The organism is Pseudomonas hygromyciniae, assembly GCF_016925675.1.
Lineage (GTDB): Bacteria > Pseudomonadota > Gammaproteobacteria > Pseudomonadales > Pseudomonadaceae > Aquipseudomonas > Aquipseudomonas hygromyciniae.
The window spans coordinates 2,246,691-2,270,923 of record NZ_CP070506.1 but is presented as its reverse complement, the minus strand read 5'-3'; the positions used below and the strand labels follow the sequence as shown (position 1 = coordinate 2,270,923).

Annotated in this window: 2 protein-coding genes; both read left to right on the top strand. The window is 59.7% G+C overall.

Annotated elements, in window-relative coordinates; all coding sequences use genetic code 11:
* Positions 1–70 precede the first annotated feature (70 nt).
* Positions 71–12,388, top strand: coding sequence for a non-ribosomal peptide synthase/polyketide synthase (locus tag JTY93_RS09955; protein ID WP_205476300.1), 12,318 nt, complete (start codon positions 71–73; stop codon positions 12,386–12,388).
* Positions 12,388–24,195 (top strand): non-ribosomal peptide synthetase, encoded by an 11,808-nt coding sequence (locus tag JTY93_RS09950; protein WP_205476299.1) that lies wholly within the window; start codon positions 12,388–12,390, stop codon positions 24,193–24,195. Before JTY93_RS09955 ends, JTY93_RS09950 begins: the two co-directional genes overlap by 1 nt.
* Positions 24,196–24,233: the final 38 nt, after the last annotated feature.

Genomic DNA, 24,233 nt, shown 5'->3' with positions numbered 1-24,233 from the left:
AAATCTCATCGATCGAACTTCGTCTTCCTGACACAGCTTATTTCCTCTGCCGACGGCGACGAGATCGATCATGACCCCATTGAACCAACTTCCCGACGACGACCTGCTGGCCCTGTTGCTGGCCGATGAAGCAGGCGTCGGGCAGTCCATCCAGAGCCTCGCCGGGCATGACCCGGTACCGCTGTCGTTCGCCCAGCAGCGCCTGTGGTTCCTGCAACAATTCGATCCCCAGAGCCATGCCTACAACCTGCCACGGGCGATTGCCCTCAAGGGCCCGGTGGATGCGCGCGCCCTGGAAGCAGCCCTGAACCGGGTGATCGATCGCCACGACATCCTGCGCACGGCCTTTCGCGACACCGACGGCACACCCCTGCAAGTCATCGAACCTGGCGCGCGCCTGACCCTGCTGGAAGAGGACTTGAGCACCCTGGATAACCAGCAGCGCGACCTGCAACTGCAACAGCGCATCCGCCAGCACGCCACCCAACCTTTCGACCTGCGCCAGGCGCCGCTGATTCGCAGCACCCTGCTCAAACAGGCCGAGCAGGACTACGTGCTGCTGCTCAACATGCATCACATCGTCTCGGACGCGTGGTCCAATCCGATCCTGATCCACGACCTGGCCAGCGCCCTGCGCGAACCGGGCCAGGCCCTGCCGCGCCCGGCCATCCAGTACGCCGACTACGCCCAGTGGCAGCGCCAAGACTACCCGCTGACGCCGCAACACAGCGCAGCCGCCGAGTATTGGAAAGCCTGCCTGGGCGATGAGATCCCCACCCTGGAGCTGCCCCGCGAGCGCCTGGAACAGCACGCAGGCGCCGGCCATCATGGGCACGCGCTGCCCGCCGACTTGAGCGAGCGCCTGCAGACCTTTTGCCAGCAACAGGGCCTGACGCCTTTCGTGGTGCTCCTGGGGGCCTGGCAGTTGCTGCTGGGGCGCTACAGCGGCCAGGTCGACTTCACCGTCGGCGTGCCCAACGCCACCCGCAACCAGGCGCAGATCCAGGACCTGGTGGGCTTTTTTGTCAGCAGCCAGGTGTATCGCGCACGACTGGCGCCTGAACAAAACTGCAGCGCGTTCCTCCAGGGCCTGCGCCAGCAATCCCTCGCGGCCCTGGAACATGCCGACTACCCCATCGAGCTGATCCTCGAAGACCTGCACCTGCAACGCAGCCCCCAGGCCAACCCGCTGTTCCAGAACCTGTTCAACTGGCGTGTCGGCGCCGCACAGGAAGCGGCCCTACACCTGGGCCCGCTGCAACTGAGTTTTATGGACAGCCACCCGCTACAGGCCAAGTTCGACCTGTCGCTGGATGTGGAATACAGCCAGCAGCAGATCACTGCGCATTTTGAATACGACGCCGCTTGCTTCGCCCCGGCGACCATCGCCACCCTGGCCGGGCACTTCCAGAACCTGGTGCAGGCGATGCTCGAGCAGCCCCAGGCACGGATCGGCGAACTGCCGATGCTCAGCGCCGAGGAGCGCGGCCAGCAGTTGGCGCAGTGGAACGCCACGGCGGTCGATTACCCCAACGCCGCACCGGTGCATGTCTTGTTCGCGGACCAAGCCGAACGCCTGCCCCATGCCGTTGCCGTGGAGTTCGGCGAGCAGCAACTGACCCTGGACCAGCTCAACCGCCGCGCCAACCAACTGGCCCATAAGCTGCTGGAGCTGGGCGTCGGCCCCAATACCTGCGTGGGCCTTGGCCTGGAACGCAGCCTGGAAATGGTGATCGCCCTGCTGGCCGTGCTCAAGGCCGGTGGCGCCTATGTCCCGCTGGACCCGGCCTACCCCGCCGACCGCCTGGCCTACATGATCAATGACAGCGGCATCGGCCTGCTGCTGACCCAAAGCAGCCTGGCATTGCCCGTCCCGGACCGCCTGGCGTCCCTGAGCCTGGACCAGGACAGCGACTGGCTGGAAGGCTATGACAGCGCCAACCCACCGGTCACAGTCAGCGCCGATCACCTGGCGTACATGATCTACACCTCCGGCTCCACCGGGCAGCCCAAGGGCGTGCAAGTGCGCCATGGCGCCTTGAGCAACCATATGCTGTGGATGCAGGGCGAATTGGGCCTGAGCGCTGCGGACCGAGTCTTACAAAAAACCGCGTTCAGCTTCGACGCCTCGGTGTGGGAATTCTGGCTGCCATTGCTCAACGGTGCGCAGTTGGTCCTCGCGTCCAGCGAGCTGTCCGCAGACCTGTCGATGCTCTGGTCGCAAGTGGCCGCCCAGCGCATCAGCGTGTTGCAAATGGCCCCTTCGCTACTGCAAGCCTTGCTCGCCGATGAACAGGGCGCGCAGATGCAATCCCTGCGCTTGCTGCTGCTCGGCGGCGAAGCCCTGGGCACCGCGTTGGTGACACAGTTGCGCGAGCGCTGGAACGGCCGCCTGTGCAACCTCTACGGCCCAACCGAAGCCACCATCGACACCACGCTGTTTGATGTCGACCGCCTGCCAGAGGGCGCCATTGCCCCTATCGGCCGCCCCATCGCCAACGTACGCACCTACCTGCTCGACCACGACCTGCAGCTGTGCCCGGTGGGCACCCACGCCGAGCTGCTGATCGGCGGCGACTCCCTGGCGCAGGGCTACCACCAGCGGCCAGGCCTGACCGCCGAACGCTTTATTCCCGACCCGTTTGCCAGCAATGGCGCGCGCCTGTATCGCAGCGGCGACCTGACCCGCTACCGCACCGATGGCGTCATCGACTACATCGGGCGCATCGACCATCAGGTCAAAATTCGCGGCTTGCGCATCGAACTGGGGGAAATTGAAGCGCAACTGCTGCAACACCAGGCTGTGCGCGAAGCCGTCGTCGTCGCCCACCCAACCCCGAGCGGCGCGCAGTTGGTGGGCTATGTGGTGCCAACAGAACCCGCAACGCAGATCCCCCACCAGGACGTCTTGCGCGAAACCCTCAAGGCCCACCTTGGCGAACACCTGCCGGACTACATGGTCCCCGGCCACCTGCTGATCCTCGCGCAACTGCCCCTGACCCCCAACGGCAAACTCGACCGCAAGGCCCTGCCGGCCCCCGATGCCAACCAGGCCCTGCACGCCTACGTGGCCCCGCAAAACGAAGTGCAACAACGCATCGCAGGCATCTGGCAAGACGTGCTCAAACTGGACAAGATCGGCCTGAACGACAACTTCTTCGAACTGGGCGGCGACTCCATCATCTCCATCCAGGTCGTCAGCCGCGCGCGCCAGGCCGGCATCCACTTCACCCCCAAGGACCTGTTCCAGCACCAGACCATCCAGGGCCTGGCCAGCGTGGCGAAAAACCAGGGCCAGGGCCTGGCGATCGACCAGGGCCCGGTCACAGGTTTGGCACCGCTGCTACCGATCCAACACCTGTTCTTCGACACCGACATCCCCGAGCGCCACCACTGGAACCAATCAGTGCTGCTCAAACCCGCCACAACCCTGGACCCGCACCTGCTGGAACAGGCCCTCAACGCCCTGATCCAGCACCACGACGCCCTGCGCCTGCGCTTCACCCAGACCGACTCTGGCTGGAACGCTGAATACCGCCCGCAGACCGCGTCGGTGCTGTGGCAAACCCACATCGACGACGCCACACAGTTGCAATCTTTGGGCGACGAAGCCCAACGCAGTCTCAACCTGCAAGACGGGCCGCTACTGCGGGCGGTACTGGTGGGTTTGAAGGACGGCAGCCAGCGGTTGCTGTTGGCTATTCATCACCTGGTGGTGGATGGGGTGTCGTGGCGGATTTTGTTTGATGATTTGCAGATGGGTTATCGGCAGGTGCAAGCGGGTCAAGGTTTCTCCTTACCGGAGAAAACCAGCGCCTATAAAGCCTGGGGCCAGCGTTTGCTGGACTACGGTCAAAGTGCCGAACTACAAGGACAGATCGCCTATTGGCAACAACTGGCCGACGGCTGCGCCGAACTGCCGGTGATACGCGCTGACGCCAGCCTGAAGAAAGCAGACAGTCAGACCGTCAATACCCATCTCAATCAGGATCTGACCCGACGTCTGCTGCAAGATGCCCCGAGCGCCTATCGCACACAGATCAACGATCTGTTGCTCGCTGCACTGGCGCGGGTCATCAGCCGCTGGACCGCCCAGCCGCAGGTGCTGATCCAACTCGAAGGCCATGGCCGCGAAACGTTGTTCGACGACATCGACCTGACCCGCACCGTGGGCTGGTTTACCACGGTGTACCCGGTGCGCTTGACACCCCAGTCCGACCACGGCACCACGATCAAACAGATCAAGGAGCAATTGCGCAGCGTCCCGAACAAGGGCCTGGACTTCGGTGTGCTGCGCTACCTGGGCACCCCCGAGACGCAGCAAGTGTTACAGGCGCTGCCAGTGCCGCGCATCACCTTCAACTACCTGGGCCAGTTCGACACCAGCTTCAACGCCAACGACGATGCGCTCTTTGCTCCCGCCCCTGAAAGCAGCGGTGCTGAACACAGCCCAGAGGCACCCCTGAGTAACTGGTTGACCCTCAACGGCCAGGTGTACGACGGCGAACTGAGCCTGGACTGGACCTTTAGTGCGCAGATGTTCGAACCCGCCGGCATGCAAGCGCTGGCCGATGACTACGCCGAGGAACTGGCACAACTGATCGAGCATTGCTGCGCTCCACATAACCGTGGTGTAACACCTTCGGACTTCCCCCTCGCCCACCTCGACCAAGCGCAATTGGACGCGCTGCCAGTAGCCGCCACACAGATCGACGACATCTACCCACTGGCGCCGATGCAGCAAGGCATGCTGTTCCATTCGCTCTACGAGCAAAACGTGGGTGCCTACGTCAACCAGATGCGCCTGAACGTTACCGGCCTCGACCCGCAAAGCTTGCGTGATGCCTGGCAACAGGCGATGGACGCCCACGATATCCTGCGCACCTCGTTTGTCTGGCAAGGTGAGCTGCAACAACCGGTACAAGTGGTCCACAAGCAATTGACACTGCCCATGGTCTGCCACGACTGGCAGCAACACGCAGACCTGCAACCGGCACTGGATGAACTGGCCCGGGAGCGCTTGCAACAGCGTTTCGACCTGGCTCGTGCGCCGCTATTGGACGTGCAGGTGATTCAGACCGGTGAAGCCCAACACCACCTGATCTATACCGTGCACCACATCCTGATGGACGGCTGGAGCAACTCCCAGCTCATGGGCGAGATCCTCCAACGCTATGCCGGCCAGACCTTGCCGGCCAGAATGGGGCGCTACCGCGACTACATCGCCTGGCTGCAACGCCAGGACAGCAGCGCCAGCCAAACCTGGTGGGCAGCTCAACTGGCGACACTGCAAGAGCCCACCCGCCTTGCCAGCAGCCTGGTCAGCGTACCGACCACCGCCACCGGCCACGGTAACCATTACCAGCACTTCGGTATCGTCGAGACCCGTTACTTCAACGAGTTTGCCCGTCGCCAGAAAGTCACCCTCAACACCCTGCTGCAAGGCGCCTGGCTTCTCCTGTTGCATCACTACACGGGACAGGACAGCCTGTGCTTCGGCGCCACCGTCGCCGGGCGCCCGACAGATATCGCCGGTATCGAGCAACAAGTCGGACTGTTCATCAATACCCTGCCGGTGATTGCCACGGTCAACCCGCAAACCCGGGTCGATCAATGGCTACAGGCCGTGCAAGCGCAGAACCTGTCGTTGCGCGAACACGAACACACCTCGCTGGCCGATATTCAACGCTGGGCCGGGCACAACGGCGAAGCGTTATTCGACACGCTGTTGGTGTTCGAAAACTACCCGATCGCCGATGCTCTTGAACAACAGGCCCCCAAAGGCCTGGAGTTTGGCAACGTCGACACCTACGAGCAGACCAACTACCCGCTGACTCTGGCCGTGAATGCCGGGGAAACCCTGTCACTGCACTACAGCTTTGCCCACGACGCCTTCAGCGAAGCCGTGATCGAACGGATGGCGCAGCACCTGCACAACCTGCTATTGCGCCTCACCGAACGGCCGGACCGAGCCATCGGCGAGCTGAACTTGCTTGACGACAGCGAACGCGCGCAGGTTGTACATCGCTGGAACGATACCGCCAGGCACTACCCGCTGGAACGGCCGGTACAGGCGCTAATCGAACACCAGGTCGAGCTGACTCCCGACGCACCGGCCCTGATATGCGCAGATGTTCGTCTCAGCTACGCCCAACTCAACGCCCGGGCCAACCAACTGGCCCATCATCTGCTCGCCCTGGGCGTAGGCCCGGACCGGCTGGTGGGGATTGCGCTCGAGCGCAGCGTGGAAATGGTCGTTGGCTTGCTCGCCATCCTCAAGGCGGGCGGGGCCTATGTGCCGCTGGATCCTGAGTATCCGACTGATCGCCTGGCCTACATGATCGACGACAGTGATATCGACCTGCTGCTGACCCAACAATCGCTGCTCAGCACCCTGCCATTGCCAGCAACGCTCAATACCTTGTGCCTGGATACCCTGGCACTGGATGCCTTGCCGGACTCCAACCCAGGTATTAGCGTGGCAGCGGAAAACCTCGCCTACGTGATCTACACCTCGGGCTCTACCGGCAAACCCAAAGGTGCCGGCAACCGCCACAGTGCCCTGACCAACCGACTGTGCTGGATGCAACAAGCCTATGGGTTGAGCGGCGGCGACACCGTGCTGCAAAAAACCCCGTTTAGCTTTGATGTATCGGTGTGGGAGTTTTTCTGGCCCTTGATGACCGGTGCCCGCCTTGCCGTGGCCGGTCCTGGGGATCATCGTGACCCGCAAAAACTGGTGCAATTGATCACCGAGCATCAGGTGACGACCCTGCATTTCGTACCGTCGATGCTGCAAGCCTTCCTGCAGGACGATAGCAGTGAGCGCTGCACCGGCCTGACCCGGATTATCTGCAGCGGCGAGGCCTTGCAGGTGGATACGCAACAACAGGTGTTCGCCCGCCTGCCGGGTGCCCGCCTATACAACTTGTATGGCCCCACCGAAGCTGCCATCGACGTCACGCACTGGACCTGCCGCGAGGAACAGGCTCACACCGTACCGATCGGCCAGCCCATCGCCAACCTCAGCACGTTTGTTCTCAACAGCGATCTGGCCCCATTACCGGTGGGATTAGTGGGCGAGTTATACCTGGGCGGTGAAGGCTTGGCCCGTGGTTACCACCGCCGTGCGGGCATGACTGCCGAGCGCTTTGTTGCCAGCCCCTTTACCAAAGGCCAGCGCCTGTATCGCACCGGCGACCTGGCGCGGCAGCGAGCCGATGGCGTGATCGAGTACATCGGCCGTGTCGACCATCAGGTGAAGATTCGTGGTCTGCGCATTGAGCTGGGAGAAATCGAGGCACGCCTGCTGGAGCAGGACGAGGTTCGTGAGGCCGCCGTGCTGGCGGTGGACAGCGGTCGCGGCCTGCAACTGGTCGGCTACGTGGTGCCAAGCGCCAACGCCAACGAAGCACTGCGCGACACCCTCAGGCACACTCTCAAGGAGCACCTGCCGGACTATATGGTCCCGGCACTCTGGGTGTTCCTCGATGCACTGCCGCTGAGCCCCAACGGCAAGCTGGACCGCAAGGCCCTGCCGGCACCAGATGCCAGCCAGGTGCAGGTCCGGTACGTTGCCCCGCAGAGCGAGTTGGAACAGCAAATCGCCAATATCTGGCAAGACGTGCTGAAGGTACAGAATGTCGGCCTGACCGATAACTTCTTCGAACTGGGTGGCGATTCGATCATCTCCATTCAGGTGGTCAGTCGAGCGCGGCAGGCCGGCATTCAGTTCAGCCCCAAGGAACTGTTTGAAGCCCAGACCGTGCAACAACTAGCCACTCTGGCCCGCACCGGCACGCCCGCGCAGGAAATCGATCAACAACCGCTCACCGGGCCGACACCGCTGCTGCCGGTACAGCAGGCGTTTTTCCAGCGGGCGATTCCCGAGCGTCACCACTGGAATCAGGCGGTACTGCTATCGGCCCACGCACCATTGCAGGCCGAAGCGCTTGAACAGGCGCTGCAGGCCCTCATCCTCCATCATGACGGCTTGCGCCTGAGCTTCAGCGCAAACACCGCAGGTTGGCAGGCCAACTATCGTTCAGTGGCGCAACAGCAGCAGGACTGGCAACAGGCTCCTGCCCTGCAACAAGCCTGCGCGCCCTCCACCACGCAATTGGAGAAACTGTGCAACCAGGTCCAGGCCAGTCTCGATCTGAGCCTAGGACCATTGCTGCAGGCAGTACTGGTGACTCTGGCCGATAACAGCCAGCGCCTGCTCCTGGTAGCCCACCATTTGGTGATCGATGGCGTGTCGTGGCGCATCCTGTTTGAAGACTTGCAGACCGCTTACCAGCAAGCCTGCGCAGGGCAGATCATCAGCCTGCCGGTAAAAACCCACTCAAGCAAAACCTGGACCGAGCATCTGCAACGCCATGCCACCCAGGGTAGCCTGGCGGAAGAGCTCGCTTACTGGCAGGCCCAGTTGAAAGATGCCCAGGGCACGCTGCCCGGTGCTCGTTGCGACGCAAGCCTGGAAAGCCGTCATGGTCATAGCGTCAATACCCGGCTGGACAAGGCCCTTACCCGGCAGTTGCTGCAAGAAGCTCCCGCCGCCTACCGCACCCAGATCAATGACCTGCTGCTGACGGCGCTGGCACGGGTGATCAGTCGCTGGACCCACCACCCACACTGCTTGATCCAGCTTGAAGGCCATGGCCGTGAAGAGCTGTTCGAACCCGTGGACCTGACCCGCACCGTAGGCTGGTTCACCAGCCTGTTCCCCGTGGCGCTGACGCCAGTTGCCGATGATCTGGGTGCTTCGATCAAGCAGATCAAGGAACAACTGCGGGCCATCCCCAACAAAGGAATCGGCTTTGGTGCCTTGCGCTATCTGGGTGATGCCCAGGCCCGCGAAAGCCTGGCCGCGCTGCCTGAGCCGCGCATTACCTTCAACTACCTGGGCCAGTTCGATGGCAGCTTCAGCGCCGATGAACAGGCGCTGTTCAGCCCGGCCGGCGAAGGTACTGGTGCCGAGCAAAGCCCCGAGGCGCCGCTGGGCAATTGGTTGACGCTCAACGGCCAGATTTACGCCGGCGAGTTGAGCCTGAACTGGCTGTTCAGCCGTGAGATGTTCGACGATGCCACCATCCAGCACCTGGCTGATGACTACGCTGCTGAGCTGCGCGCCCTCGTCGCCCATTGCATTGATCCGGCCCACCGCAGCCTGACGCCCTCGGATGTGCCTCTGGCGACAATTGGCCAGGCACAGCTGGATCGCTTGCCCGTACCTGCCGCGCAGATCGCTGACCTCTATCCGTTGTCGCCGATGCAGCAGGGTATGTTGTTTCATAGCTTGTATGAACAAGGGACCGGTAACTACATCAACCAACTGCGCGTGGATATCGAGGGGCTCGACCCGCAACGCTTCCAGCAAGCCTGGCAAGCGGCGATGGATAACCACGACATCCTGCGCACCGGTTTTGTCTGGCAAGGGCTGGAGCACCCATTGCAATGGGTGCTCAAGCAAGCACAGGTACCGTTCACCGTATACGCCTTGGGCAGCCACGATGCACCGCAACTCGACGCGCTGGCCCTGGCCGAATTGCAGCGGCCGTTCGAACTGGATCAAGCGCCGTTATTGCGCCTGGTTCTGGTACAGACCGGCGCCGAGCGCTATCACCTGATCTACACCGTTCATCACATCCTGATGGACGGCTGGAGTAACTCTCAGCTCATGGGCCAGGTGTTGCAGCATTACAGCGGGCAAGTCGTAACCGCCAATACCGGGCGCTATCGCGACTACATTGCCTGGCTGCAACAGCAAGACAGCGCCGCTAGCCAGCGCTTCTGGCAAGAGCAGCTGCGCGACCTGGAGTCGCCGACCCTGCTCGGTCAAAGCGTGGTGCAAGTACCTGGAGAAGGCCATGGCGAATACCGCAAGGTCATTGCCTCTGCCACTACCGAGCGCCTCAACACCTTTGCCCGCCAACAGAAAGTGACCACCAACACCCTGGTGCAAGCGGCGTGGCTACTCCTGTTGCAGCGTTACACCGGCCAAGCCACGGTGTGCTTCGGGGCCACCGTGGCCGGGCGCCCGGCACAGCTCAACGGCGTAGAGCAACAGATCGGTCTGTTCATCAACACCCTGCCCGTGGCGGCCAGCCCGCGCCCCGAGCAAAGCGTTGCGCAGTGGCTGCAGCAGGTCCAGGCACAGAACCTGTCCTTGCGTGAGCACGAACACACACCCCTGTTCGAAACCCAGCGCCAGGCAGGTGTGGGCGGCGAAAGCCTGTTCGACAACATCCTGGTGTTCGAAAACTACCCAATCTCCGAAGCGCTGGAGCAAGGCGCACCGCAGGGTCTGCGTTTTGGTCCGGTACATAGCCACGAACAAACCAACTACCCACTGACCTTAAGTGTGGGCCTGGGCGCCAGCCTGACTCTGCAATACAGCTATGTGCGGGAGAATTTCAGCGATGCGCTGATCGAGCAGATCGCCCGCCACATGGATCAACTGTTGAACGGTTTGATGGACAATGCCGATCGCGCACTGGGCTCGTTGAACCTGCTGGACAAGGCCGAACAAACCCTGATCCTCAATACATGGAACAGTGCCCCACTGTCGCTTGCCGATGAACAGTGTATTCACCACCTGATCGACCGTCAGACCCAGGCAACCCCAGGGCAATTGGCGCTGATTGACGGTGATCAACACCTGAGCTATCAGCAACTGGAGCAGCGCGCCAACCGCTTGGCCCACAAGCTGATTGAGCTGGGTGTAGGCCCGGAAGTGCGAGTCGGCGTGGCCATGCCACGTACCAGCGACCTGCTGGTAGCGTTGCTGGCGGTACTCAAGGCCGGTGGCACTTATGTGCCGCTGGACCCCGACTACCCGGCCGACCGCGTGGCCTACATGCTCGAAGACAGTCGCGCGCGCCTGCTGCTGGTTGGCCAACAGCTACCGGATGAATTGCGTGCCAACGCCACCACTCAAGTGCTGACCATCGAGCCTGGTGATGCCTGGCTGGCCGGTTACAGCGGGCAGCAGCCTGTCACTACGGTAACCCCCGACAACCTGGCCTACGTGATCTACACCTCGGGCTCCACTGGCCTGCCCAAAGGCGTGGCCATTGCCCATCGCAACATTTCTGCCCTGGTTCGCTGGTCTGCACAGGTGTACTCACGCGACGACCTGCAAGGGGTGCTGGCCTCGACCTCGATCTGTTTCGACCTGTCGGTGTGGGAGCTGTTCGTGACCCTGGCCTGCGGTGGCTCTATCGTCCTGGCGCGTAATGCGCTGGAACTGCCAACCCTGCCAGCACGCGATCAGGTGCGCCTGATCAATACCGTGCCGTCGGCGATCAATGCCTTGCAGCGCGCCGGGCAAATCCCCGCCAGCGTGCGCATCATCAACCTCGCCGGTGAACCACTGAAGCAGGCACTGGTGGATACGCTCTACGCACAGACCAGCGTCGCCCACATCTACGACCTTTACGGCCCTTCAGAGGACACCACCTACTCCACCTGGACCCGCCGCGAAGTCGCAGGCTCGGCCAACATCGGCCGCCCGGTCGGCAATACCGCCAGCTATCTGCTCACCCAGGATCTGCAACCCGCTCCCCTGGGCGTTGCGGCCGAGCTGTATCTGGCCGGTGCCGGCATCACCCGGGGCTACCTGGGCCGTGCAGCGCTGACTGCTGAAAAGTTCGTGCCCAACCCGTTCTCAGGGAGTGGCGAGCGCCTTTACCGCACCAGCGACCTGACCCGCTACCGCCAGGATGGGGTGATTGAATACATCGGTCGCATCGACCACCAGGTGAAAATCCGCGGGTTCCGTATCGAGCTGGGCGAAATCGAAAGCCGCCTGCTGCAACACCCTGAGGTGCGCGAAGCCGTGGTACTGGCCCAGGAGCATCTGGACGGCCAGCAACTGGTGGCGTACGTCGTCACCCGACAGTCGCTCCCAGACGCAGCATCCCAGGATCAACTGCGCACGCTGATCAAGGCCCGGATCCAGGAAAACCTGCCGGCCTACATGGTTCCTGCGCACCTGCTGTTCCTCGATCAAATACCGCTAACGCCCAACGGCAAACTGGATCGCAAAGCCTTGCCAACGCCTGAGGTCGTCCAGTCGCAACGCGCCTTTGTCGCCCCCCAGACCCCGTTGCAACAACAGATGGCGGATATCTGGCAACAAGTCCTAGAACTGGAGCGCGTGGGCCTGGACGACAACTTCTTTGAACTGGGCGGGCATTCCCTGCTGGTCGTGCGCGTGGTCTCACGCGCCCAACTGGAGTTGGGCATGCAACTGACCCCACAACAACTCTTTCAATTCCCCACCCTGGGCGCTTTCGTCAGTGAACTGCAAAGCAGCGGTGGGCAATTCGATACCGAAAAATTGAGCAAGCTCGAAGCGCTGCTTGACGATATGGAGCAACTGTAATGGACAAGAGCGTCGCCACCCGAATCGCCAAGCGTTTCATCACCCTGCCCCTGGACAAGCGCAAGCTGTACCTGGAAAAGATGCTGGCCGAAGGCGTCTCGCCCGCCAACCTGCCGATCCCCGAAGTGCGCAGCGAATTCGAGGTGATCCCGCTGTCGTTTGCCCAGGAGCGCCAATGGTTCCTCTGGCAACTGGACCCAACCAGCGCCGCCTACCACATCCCCACTGCCCTGCGCCTGCGCGGCATGCTGGACGTGCCCGCACTGGAACACGCCTTCAACGCCCTGGTGGCGCGTCATGAAAGCCTGCGCACCACCTTCCAGCAAATCGATGAGCGCGCGGTGCAAGTCATTGCCCCTCACATGCCCCTCGCGGTGGAATTAGTCCGCCTAGACACACACCTGAGTGAAAGCGAACAGCAGCAGCAGATCAAAGATTTCGTCGAACACGAAACCCAGCAACCCTTCGACCTGCACAACGGCCCACTGCTGCGAGTCAAGTTGCTACACCTGGCCAACGATGACCACGTACTGGCACTGACTCAACACCACATCGTCTCCGATGGCGCCTCCATGCAAGTCATGGTCAGCGAACTGGTGCAGGTTTACGGCGCCTTCGTCCGGGGACAGGACATCACCCTGGCGCCGCTGCAGATCCAGTACGCCGACTACGCCATCTGGCAACGACACTGGATGGAAGCGGGCGAGCGCGAGCGGCAACTGGCGTACTGGAACCAGCAGTTGGGCGGGGAACAGCCGGTACTGGAATTACCGACGGACTATCCGCGGCCGGCGGTGCAGAGTTTTCGTGGGGCACAGTGCTCATTTGAGCTGAGCGATGCACTGGGAACAGGCATCAAACAATTGGCTCAACAGCACAATGTCACTCCGTTCATGGTCCTATTGGCCTCGTTTCAGGCCTTGCTTCATCGTTACAGCCGACAAACGGACATCCGGGTGGGGGTGCCAACCGCCAATCGCAACCGCGTCGAGAGCGAGGGGCTGATCGGTTTTTTCGTCAATACCCAGGTGCTCAAGGCGGACATCTCACCCCTCGGCCCCTTCAGCGAATTGCTTGCCCAAGTCAAACAAACATCCCTTGACGCCCAGGCTTACCAGGAGTTGCCCTTCGAACAACTCGTCGAAGCACTCCATCCAGAGCGCAGCCTGAGCCATAGCCCGCTGTTTCAGGTGATGTTCAACCATCAGAAGACTAGCGTCACCGATCATGATGAGCGTAGCCGTCAACTTTCCGGTTTGATGATGGAAGGACTGAGCTGGGAAAACCCGACCGCACAATTTGACCTGACCTTGACTGCGCTAGAAACCCCACAAGGGTTCTGCGGGTCCTTCACCTACGCCACCGACTTATTCCAACCCGCCACTATCGAACGCATGAGCCGCCACTGGCAATGCCTGCTGACGGCGGTCGTGGCCAACCCCCTGCAATCTGTCGCTCAGCTGCCAATGCTCGACACTGCAGAACAGCAGCTAATACTTGAGAAATGGAACAGAAGTTCCGTCGACTACCCCCGCGAACTGCGGGTTCACCAGCTAATCGAAAACCAGGCCAAACTCTCACCCAACTCCAGTGCATTGGTATTCGCAGAGCAACGACTGACCTACCAACAGCTCAACAGCCGCGCCAACCGCCTGGCAGGCAGGTTGATCGAACTGGGTGTCGGGCCAGACGTACTGGTAGGCATCGCCGTCGAGCGCAGCGTGGAGATGATTATCGGGTTGCTGGCTGTGCTTAAGGCCGGCGGCGCATATGTGCCACTTGATCCTAGCTATCCCGAAGACCGCCTAGCGTACATGATGCAGGACAGTGGGATCGCCTTGCTGCTGACCCAGAGTTTCGTGCTACCCCGGATGCCTGTTCCCAATGGTGTTCAGGCGTTGAATCTGGATCAGGCACAAAACTGGCTGGAAAATTATCCCGACGTCAATCCACGACAACCCCTCTTTGCGGAGCATTTGGCTTACGTAATCTACACCTCTGGTTCGACGGGCAAGCCAAAAGGCGTGATGGTGTCCCACGGAGCCTTGAGCAATTTCGTCACCAGCATGTCGCGATTACCCGGGGTTTCCAGTCAAGACCGAGTCTTGTCGCTGACAACATTCTCGTTTGATATTTTTGGCCTGGAAATCTATGTGCCGCTCTCCGTTGGCGCCCTCGTGACGTTGACCGGCCAGGCGATCAATCAAGACCCTGACTCGTTGCTCAAGCTGGTGCACGAAGAAGAGATAACGGTTCTGCAAGCCACCCCCTCTACTTGGCGAATGCTGCTCGACAGCCCCGACAGTCTGGTGCTGCAGGGCTGCAAGCTGTTCTGCGGGGGCGAAGCGCTGCCTGAAGAACTCGCGCAACGTATGCTCGTGTTGTCGGATCAGGTATGGAACCTCTACGGCCCCACGGAAACAACCATCTGGTCCGCTCTCCACGCTCTGGATCGAACACATACCCAACCTTACCTCGGCCGTCCAATTGCAAATACCGCACTGTTTTTGCTGGATGATGACCTGTGTGCAGTACCTATAGGCGTTGGCGCCGAGCTGTTGATTGGCGGAGAAGGCCTGGCTCGCGGCTACTTCCAGCGACCGGCGCTGACTGCAGAACGCTTCGTGCCTAATCCATTTGGGGCTCCTGGAGCACGCCTGTATCGCACTGGGGACCTGGCCCGATACCGTAACGACGGTGTAGTTGAATACATCAGCCGCCTCGATCATCAGGTGAAAATTCGCGGCTTTCGAATTGAATTGGGTGAGATCGAAGCGAGATTACTTGAGCATCCAGAGGTACGCGAAGCCACTGTACTAGCACAAGAGGGTCCGGGGGGGACACAACTGGTAGCGTACCTCGTCCCCCATTCACTACGGGATGAAAGCGAACTGCGTCAAATCCTCAAGCTGCATCTCAAACAGAGCCTGGCGGACTATATGGTCCCGCCTCACTGGATGTTCTTACCCGCACTGCCACTGACTCCCAACGGCAAGCTTGATCGCAAAGCCCTACCTCACCCGGATGCCGATCAACTGCGCAAAACCTACATTGCGCCGCAAAATGATATCGAGCGCACGGTGGCCAATATCTGGGCAGAAGTGCTGAAGATCGATCAGGTCGGTATGACGGATGACTTCTTCGAACTAGGCGGACACTCATTACTTGCGACTCAGGTGATATCGCGGGTCCGGCAAGCTCTCAAGTGCGATGTCGCCCTGAAAAGTCTGTTTGAACACAGTGAGCTGCAGGCGTTCGTGCAAGCGTTTAAGACATCGTCTAGTGTGCATGTCCCGCTGGTAGCACAAGAACGCAGTACCTCCCTGCCATTGTCATATGCTCAGGAACGTCAGTGGTTCCTTTGGCAACTGGCCCCTGATAGTGCTGCCTACCATATTCCGGCAGCCCTGCGCCTCAAGGGTGATCTCGACGTCCCAGCTCTGGAGCGTAGTTTCAGCTCGCTAATCGAACGTCATGAGACCTTGCGCACCCGTTTTCTCCTTGAAGGCGAACAGGCCGTCCAAGTCATCGATCAGGCGACACCTTTGAGCATAACCCTGGACACGCTGGCACCCACCGATGAGCTAGAACAAGCGATCAAGAAGTATGTTGAAACACAGACTGAAAAATTGTTTGACCTACAATCAGGTCCTCTCCTGCGAGTGAAACTGCTGCAACTAGCTACGGACGACCACGTGCTGGTTATCGTTCAACACCACATCGTTTCCGATGCCTGGTCTATGCAAGTCATGGTGCGGGAGCTGATTGCGCTATACACCGGCCAGATTCAGGGGCTGAATGTTGCGTTGCCGGCATTGCCAGTGCAGTACGCCGACTACGCGATGTGGCAGCGCCAGTGGATGGATGCTGGTGAACGCGAGCGTCAACTCGCATATTGGTCACAACAACTGGGAGGCGAACAAACACTGCTGGAACTGCCTCTGGACCGTCCACGCCCGCTCGAACAGAGCTTTCGTGGCGCGAAGGTGGAGTTCTCCTTATCCGACTCACTGAGCCTGTCGCTCAAACAGCTCGCCCAGCAATTAAACGTGACACCGTTCATGCTGCTGTTAGCCTCGTTCCAGGCGCTGCTGCATCGCTATAGCCGACAAACCGAGATATGTGTCGGAGTGCCTATCGCCAACCGCAATCGCCTGGAAACTGAAGGGCTCATCGGTTTCTTCGTCAACACTCAAGTACTTAAAGCCAATGTGAATGGTCAATTACCATTCAGTGAGTTTTTGCAACAGGTCAAGCACACGGCATTGCAGGCACAAGCGCATCAGGACCTGCCTTTCGAGCACTTGGTCGAGGCGCTGCGCCCGGAACGCACTCTGAGTCACAGCCCATTATTCCAGGTGTTGTTCAATCATCAGAACAGCGGACAACCATCCAAGGAACACCTGACGGAACTCTCCGTTGAGAGCCTGAAATGGGAGACCCGGACCGCACAGTTTGATCTGACCCTCAATACCTTCGAGTCAGTTAATGGTTTTTCCGCGGCCCTGACTTACGCCACCGACCTGTTTGAGCGGGCAACCATCGAACGTATGGTCAAACACTGGCAAACGTTGCTGCAGAGTATTATCAAATCGCCCCAACAGCGTATCGCTGAGTTGGCACTACACAGTGCTGACGAGCTGCAGCAGACGCTTGAAGAATGGAACCCACGTGTCACGCAATATCCTGAGACTGGTTGTCTGCATCAGCTCATCGAAGGTCATGCCACACGTGCGCCGCACGCCATAGCACTGACGCTGGGCACACGCCAGTTAACCTACGAACAACTCAACACACGCGCGAATCAGTTGGCCCATCAACTGATCGAGCAGGGTGTGGGTCCCGAAGTCATGGTGGGACTGGCTAGTGAAAGAAGCCTGGAGATGGTCATCGGTTTGCTGGCGATTCTCAAGGCAGGCGGTGCCTATGTGCCTCTAGATCCGGCCTATCCGAATGATCGACTCGCTTACATGATCCAAGATAGTGGCCTGGCACTAGTACTTATGCAGGCCTCCCTGATTGAACAGATACCGGTGCCATCCAAGGTCCGCATAGTGCTGCTGGAGTCCGACAAGCAAAACCGCTACAGCGTGGAGAACCCCCGGGTCCCGGTAGAGGCAGAGAGTCTCGCCTACATCATCTACACCTCGGGGTCGACTGGTCACCCAAAGGGCGCTCTACTTGCCCATCAGAATGTTCTGCGACTCTTCAGCGCCTGCGAGAAAGAGTTTTCCTTCGACGCCCAGGATGTTTGGAGCCTTTTTCACTCCTACGCCTTCGATTTCTCGGTGTGGGAGATTTTTGGTGCTCTATTGTACGGAGGCCGGCTGGTTATCGTACCCCATGAAGTCAGCCGCTCACCGGAAGACTTCTACACATTGTTGTGCGAACAGCAGGTGAGCGTACTTAACCAGACACCTTCGGCGTTCAAGCAACTCATGCACAGTGTCTGTGCAACGCCGCACTCAGACAGAAAGCTGGCACTACGCTACGTCATATTTGGTGGTGAAGCGTTGGAGATTCAGAGCCTACGCCCTTGGTTCGAGCGGTTCGGCGATAGCTCACCGCAATTGATCAACATGTATGGCATTACCGAAACCACGGTACACGTGACCTACCGACCGCTCAGCCTGGCCGACCTATCGAGCGACGCCACCAGCCCCATCGGGCGGCCACTGAATGATTTATCATGGTATTTGCTGGACGCCGACCTCAATCCTGTAGCCCAAGGGTGCGTCGGAGAGCTATATGTAGGTGGCGCAGGCTTGGCACGTGGTTACCTCAACCGAACAGACCTGAGCGCAACCCGTTTTATCGCCGACCCATTTTCCCGCAGCGGCGCGCGCCTCTACCGCACCGGAGATCTGGCCCGATACCGAACGGACGGGGTAATCGAATATATCGGGCGCATTGACCATCAGGTAAAGATTCGCGGGTTCCGTATTGAGCTTGGAGAAATCGAAGCCGTTCTGTCGAATCTGGAGGCCGTGCGCCAAGTCGTCGTCTTGGCGCAAAAGGGCCAAAGCGGACAGGCGCAGCTCGTTGCCTATATCGTCCCAGACCAAATCACAACCCAAGACAGCATGCGCGGAACTATCAAGGCGCATCTGAAAGAGCACCTGCCCGATTACATGGTGCCAAGCCACCTGCTGTTCCTGCCACACTTGCCGCTGACGGCCAACGGTAAACTCGACCGTAACGCCCTGCCCTCACCAGATACCGGCCTGCTGCAACAAACCTACATCGCACCGCAAAGCGAGATGGAGCAACGCATCGCTGCCATCTGGCAGGATGTCCTCAAGCTCGAAAAGATCGGCATGAACGATAACTTCTTCGAGCTGGGCGGAGACTCGATCATTTCCATTCAGGTAGTCAGTCGTGCCCGCCAGGCAGGAATTGGTTTTACCCCAAAAGAACTGTTCCAGCATCAGACCATCGAGGGCTTGGCTAGGGTAGCAAAGGCTGGCACACAGGCTGTATCAGTCGACCAAGGAGCCGTCAGCGGAACAGCACTACTATTGCCAATTCAACATATGTTCTTCGAGACTGAGATACCAGAGCGCCATCATTGGAACCAGTCCGTGCTGCTAAAACCGAGCACAACACTTCAGGCTGGTTTACTGGGGCGCGCCTTGCACGCTCTGATCCAGCATCACGATGCATTGCGACTGATCTTCCGGGAAAGCGATCATGGCTGGCAGGCAAGTTTCCAAGCCAGTGGTGAAGTTCCGGCCGTCGTTCAACAGATTACCGCCCACGATACCGATGAGATTGCTCGGCTGTGCACCGACGCGCAGCGTAGCCTGGACCTGGCCAATGGTCCTATGCTGCGCGCGCTTCTAATTAATCTGGACGATGGCGGTCAACGTTTGCTGTTGGCAGTTCATCACTTAGTGATCGACGGTGTTTCCTGGCGCATCCTGTTCGAGGATCTGCAAACCATCTACCAACAATTGCAAGCCGCACGATCACTGACATTGCCCAAAAAAACCAGCTCGGTGCAGACCTGGAGCGAGCGACTAAGCAATCATGCCCATAGCGATGCCTTGCGTCAGCAACTGCCCTACTGGCAGGAACAATTGCGTGATGCCTTCGTTGCCCTACCCTGCGACAATAGTGCCGGTAGCCTGGAGCGTTCTCATGGCCGTGGTGTACAAACGCGATTGGACGCTCGACTCACCCGTCAATTGCTGCAAGATGCCCCTGCTGCATATCGGACTCAGATCAATGATCTGTTACTTACAGCGCTGGCCCGCGTTATTGCACGATGGACGTCGCGTCCCGACTGCGTGATCCAACTCGAAGGCCATGGTCGTGAAGATCTGTTTGATGATGTCGACCTGACCCGTACTGTCGGTTGGTTCACCAGTGTTTTCCCGGTAAAACTCTCTACGACCAGCGATTTGGGAGAGTCCATTACCCATGTCAAAGAACAGTTACGCCGCATTCCTGACAAGGGTATTGGCTACGCCACACTACGTTATCTGGGCGATGACCATGCACGCCAAACACTGAGCGCACTGCCCGTTCCGCGACTCACCTTCAACTACTTAGGTCAGTTCGACAGCAGCTTTGACCATGCTAAAGACGCGCTTTTCGCACCGTGCAACGACAGCGCTGGTGCCGAACGCAGTCCGCAGGCCCCGCTGGACAACTGGTTGAGCATCAACGGCCAAGTGTATGGCGGTGAATTAAGTCTTAACTGGGGCTTTAGCGCCCAGATGTTCAAGGAAAGCACTATCCAGCACCTGGCGGATGAATACGCTAGCGAACTTAAAGCCCTCATTGAGCACTGCTGCGATGGCCACTATTCGGGCGTGACACCATCAGACTTCGCACTCGCCGCGCTCAGTCAGCAGCACCTGAATACACTTCCTGTAGCCTCGCAAGACATCGAGGACATCTATCCGCTCTCTCCTATGCAACAGGGGATTTTGTTCCATACGCAAGAGTCTGCGCAGGTTGCGCTCTACATCAACCAGATGTCGGTACCCGTTGAAGGCCTGGATAGTAGCCGTTTCATCAGCGCCTGGAACAGCGTAATCCAGCACCATGAGATCCTGCGAACGGGTTTCTGGTCCTCCAGCGATCTGGCTGAACCGCTGCAAATTGTCTACCGCAAGGCCCGATTGCCCGTTCAGATCATTGATTGGCAGAATCGAGCCGTCACGCCGCAAGACCTTGAACAGTTAGCCAAGGATGACCTAGACAAAGGCTTTGATTTATTACACGCACCGCTGGTCAGGCTGACATTGATCAAGCTCGATGAGCAGCGAATGCATCTTATCTGGACCAGCCATCATATTCTGATGGACGGCTGGAGTAGTTCGCGACTGCTAGGTGAAGTGTTCCAAATCTACAATGGCCAGACTCCAGCGGCTAAGCGAGGCAGTTACCGTGATTACATCCAGTGGTTGAGAAATCAGTCCCTGATTGATCTGGAAACTTTCTGGAGAGGCAAGCTGGAAGGGTTCAGTGGCTCGACGAATCTGGCAAACAGCATCGTCCCGCGTGCGCCATCAGATCTCCAAGGTCATGCGGCGCTATACATGATTTGGAATGCGGATCGAACCCAGTATCTGCGTGAGTGCGCGCAGCGCCTGCGCGTTACGCCCAACACGCTGATCCAGGCTACGTGGCTGATGCTCTTGCAGCGCTATACCGGGCAAGCCACCGTCTGTTTTGGCGCCACCGTCGCCGGTAGGCCAGCAAGTCTGCCCGGCGCTGATGAAATGCTCGGGCTGTTCATCAACACCCTTCCCATCATTCAAACTCCAGACCCACAAGCCTCTGCGCGACAGTGGCTACAAGCATTGCAAAACTACAACCTGGAAATACGCGACCACGAACACGCCTCCCTCGCCGACGTTCAGCGCTGGTCGGGTCAGGGTGGAACGCCACTCTTCGACAGCATTGTCGTGTTCGAGAACTATCCGGTGGATGAACGCCTGCAAGAGGCAGAGCACAACCAGTTACGTTTCGGCGAAATCAGCACCCGCGACGTCACTAACTTTGCAATGGACCTGGCCATCAACCTCGGCAATACGCTGACCATCGAGTTCCTCTACCTGCGCAACCGCTTCACCCCAGAAGCGACCGAGCAAATCCGCACAAGCTTCGAAACCTTGCTGTGCGCCATGCTCGACAACCCCGACGCAACCCTCGGCAGCCTGGCCATGCTCAGCAACAACGAGCAGCAACGCCTCAACCAACGCAACATACTGGCCCCTTTGCAGGAAACGGCGCCGTTGCTGGCCGAGGTCATCCGAAGCCACGCAGCAGCCACACCAGGCGCCGTCGCAGTGGTATGTGCCGACGCTCAGTTGACCTATGGAGAACTGGAGTCCCGCGCCAACCGCCTGGCCCATTACCTGATTGCCCAGGGAATAGGTCCGGAAAGTTTTGTCGGGATTGCCTTGGAGCGCTCGGTTGACGTCATCGTCGCGTTCTATGCGGTCATGAAAACCGGAGGTGCTTATGTGCCGCTGGACATCGACTATCCCCAGGAACGCGTGCAGTGGATCGTCGAAGATTCGGCCATGAGTTTGTTGATCACCCACGAGAGCTTGCATTCGCGCTTCAATCAACCGTGGGCTCCGGCACTGATCGCGCTCGACGGCTTGAGCCTGGACAGTCAGCCCGACCACTGCCCTGCCAGCGCCGTACTGGATGACAACCTTGCCTACCTGATCTACACCTCAGGTTCCACCGGCAAGCCCAAAGGCGTGGCGGTCAGCCATGGGCAGATCCGCATGCATTGCCAGGCCATTGCCCGGCGCTACGACATGGACGCCAACACCCGCGAGTTACTGTTTATGTCGTTTGCCTTCGACGGTGCCCAGGAGCGTTGGCTCTCGACGTTGGCCAGCGGCGCTCGCCTAGTGGTGCGCGACAATCGCTTGTGGACCGCAGAAGAAACCTGGCACGCGCTGCACCAGCATGCCATTAGCATCGCTTGCTTCCCGCCAGCCTATCTGCAGCAACTCGCAGAGTTCGCCCAGACTCAGGAGCAGGCGCCTCCACCGGTACGCATCTACTGCTTTGGCGGTGATGCGGTGGCAGACGCCAACTTCGAACTGGTCAAGCGTGCCCTCAAGCCCCAGTACTTGACCAATGGTTACGGGCCGACTGAAACCGTGGTGACCCCACTGCTGTGGAAAGTCCCGGTAGACGCCGTGTGTGGCGCGGTTTATGCGCCGATCGGCGAGCGTGTCGGAGAACGTACTCTCTATGTGCTGGACGATGCTCTCAATGCCGTGCCGGATGGAGTGGCCGGTGAGTTGTATATCGGCGGCGAAGGTGTGGCGCGCGGCTATCACCAGCGCCCGGGATTGAGCGCAGAGCGTTTTGTCGCTGACCCCTTCTCCACTGCCGGCGCACGCCTGTACCGCACCGGCGACTTGGTGCGCCAACGAGCCGACGGAGTGATTGATTACCTGGGGCGCCTGGATAATCAGGTGAAGATCCGTGGATTCCGCATTGAACTGGGAGAAATCGAAGCACGTTTGCGTGACCTCTCAGGCGTTCAGGATGCTGTGGTGGTTGCCCGGGAAACTGCCGGAGGCAAACAGCTGATCGGTTATGTGGTCGCCAGCGAAGTCGCCGGCCTCGGTGAGCGCCTGCGTGGCGAACTGCAACAGGATCTGCCGGACTATATGGTGCCGGTGCAAATCCTCGTGCTGGAGAGCTTCCCGCTCAACCCGAACGGCAAGCTGGATCGCCAGGCCCTGCCCGACCCGGACTTCAAGGGACGCGAATTCATCGCCCCGCGCAACGCACTGGAAAAAGCATTGGCAGTGATCTGGCAAGAGGTGTTGGAGGTAGAGCAAGTCGGGGTCACCGACAACTTCTTCGAACTGGGCGGCGACTCGCTTCGGGTGCTTAAAGTGCTATCCAAAGTACGCAGCCAACCGGAGTTGGGGCTGAGCCTCAAGCTGCGCGACATGATGGGCAAACCGACCATTGCCGAACTGTCGGGCTACGCTGCGGGCGAACAGAACCTGGACCCACTGCTGCTGCTCAACAATCGGGTGGCCAATGCCGAGCCGCTGTTCTGCCTGCACGCCGGTTTCGGCACGGTGTTCGACTACGAGCCCTTGGCCCGGCGCCTGGACGGCCAGCGCAGTGTCTATGGCCTGCAATGCCGGATGCTGCTGGACCGCGATTGGGAGGATGAATCCTTGCAGGCCATGGCCATCGACTATGCACAGTACATCCGGCAGAAACAGGCCGATGGTCCGTACCACCTGCTGGGCTGGTCCCTCGGTGGCCCATTGGCGTTGCTGGTGGCGCAGGAGCTGGAAAGCCAGGGCCAGGTCGTGGAATTTGTGGGATTGGTCGATGCCTTCAACCCGACCAAGGGCCAAGCGCAACCTGAAAACGACTGGAGCGATGATTTGCGCGGTTTCCTCGCGGTCATCTTCGACGTGGCTGGCGAGCGTTTGCCGGCGATTGAAATTCCGGCGGGCAGCGATATTGCGCGCCTGGAACAGTTGATCGCATCGGTGCAGAGCAATGTCGCTGGCGACTCGGCATACAGCAGCATCAGCACCGAAGAGTTGGCCCATACGTTTGTCGTGGCGATGAAACTCAAGGCGTTGTCCGAACAATTGCAGGTACTGCCAGATACCGGCTGCCGTCCTCATTGCTGGTGGGCCAGCACGCCGCAAGCGGACTTCATCAGCCCGGTGCCTGGTGCTCTGAGCGACGAACTGATTACCGCCGGTCACTACGACATCCTGAAAAACCCGGACTGGCTCCATGACCTCCTGCAACAATTGCCGCAAAACGAAGCCGTGACCCACTGAAACCAACGCCGCCCCTGCACAGGGGCGGCACTGTATTG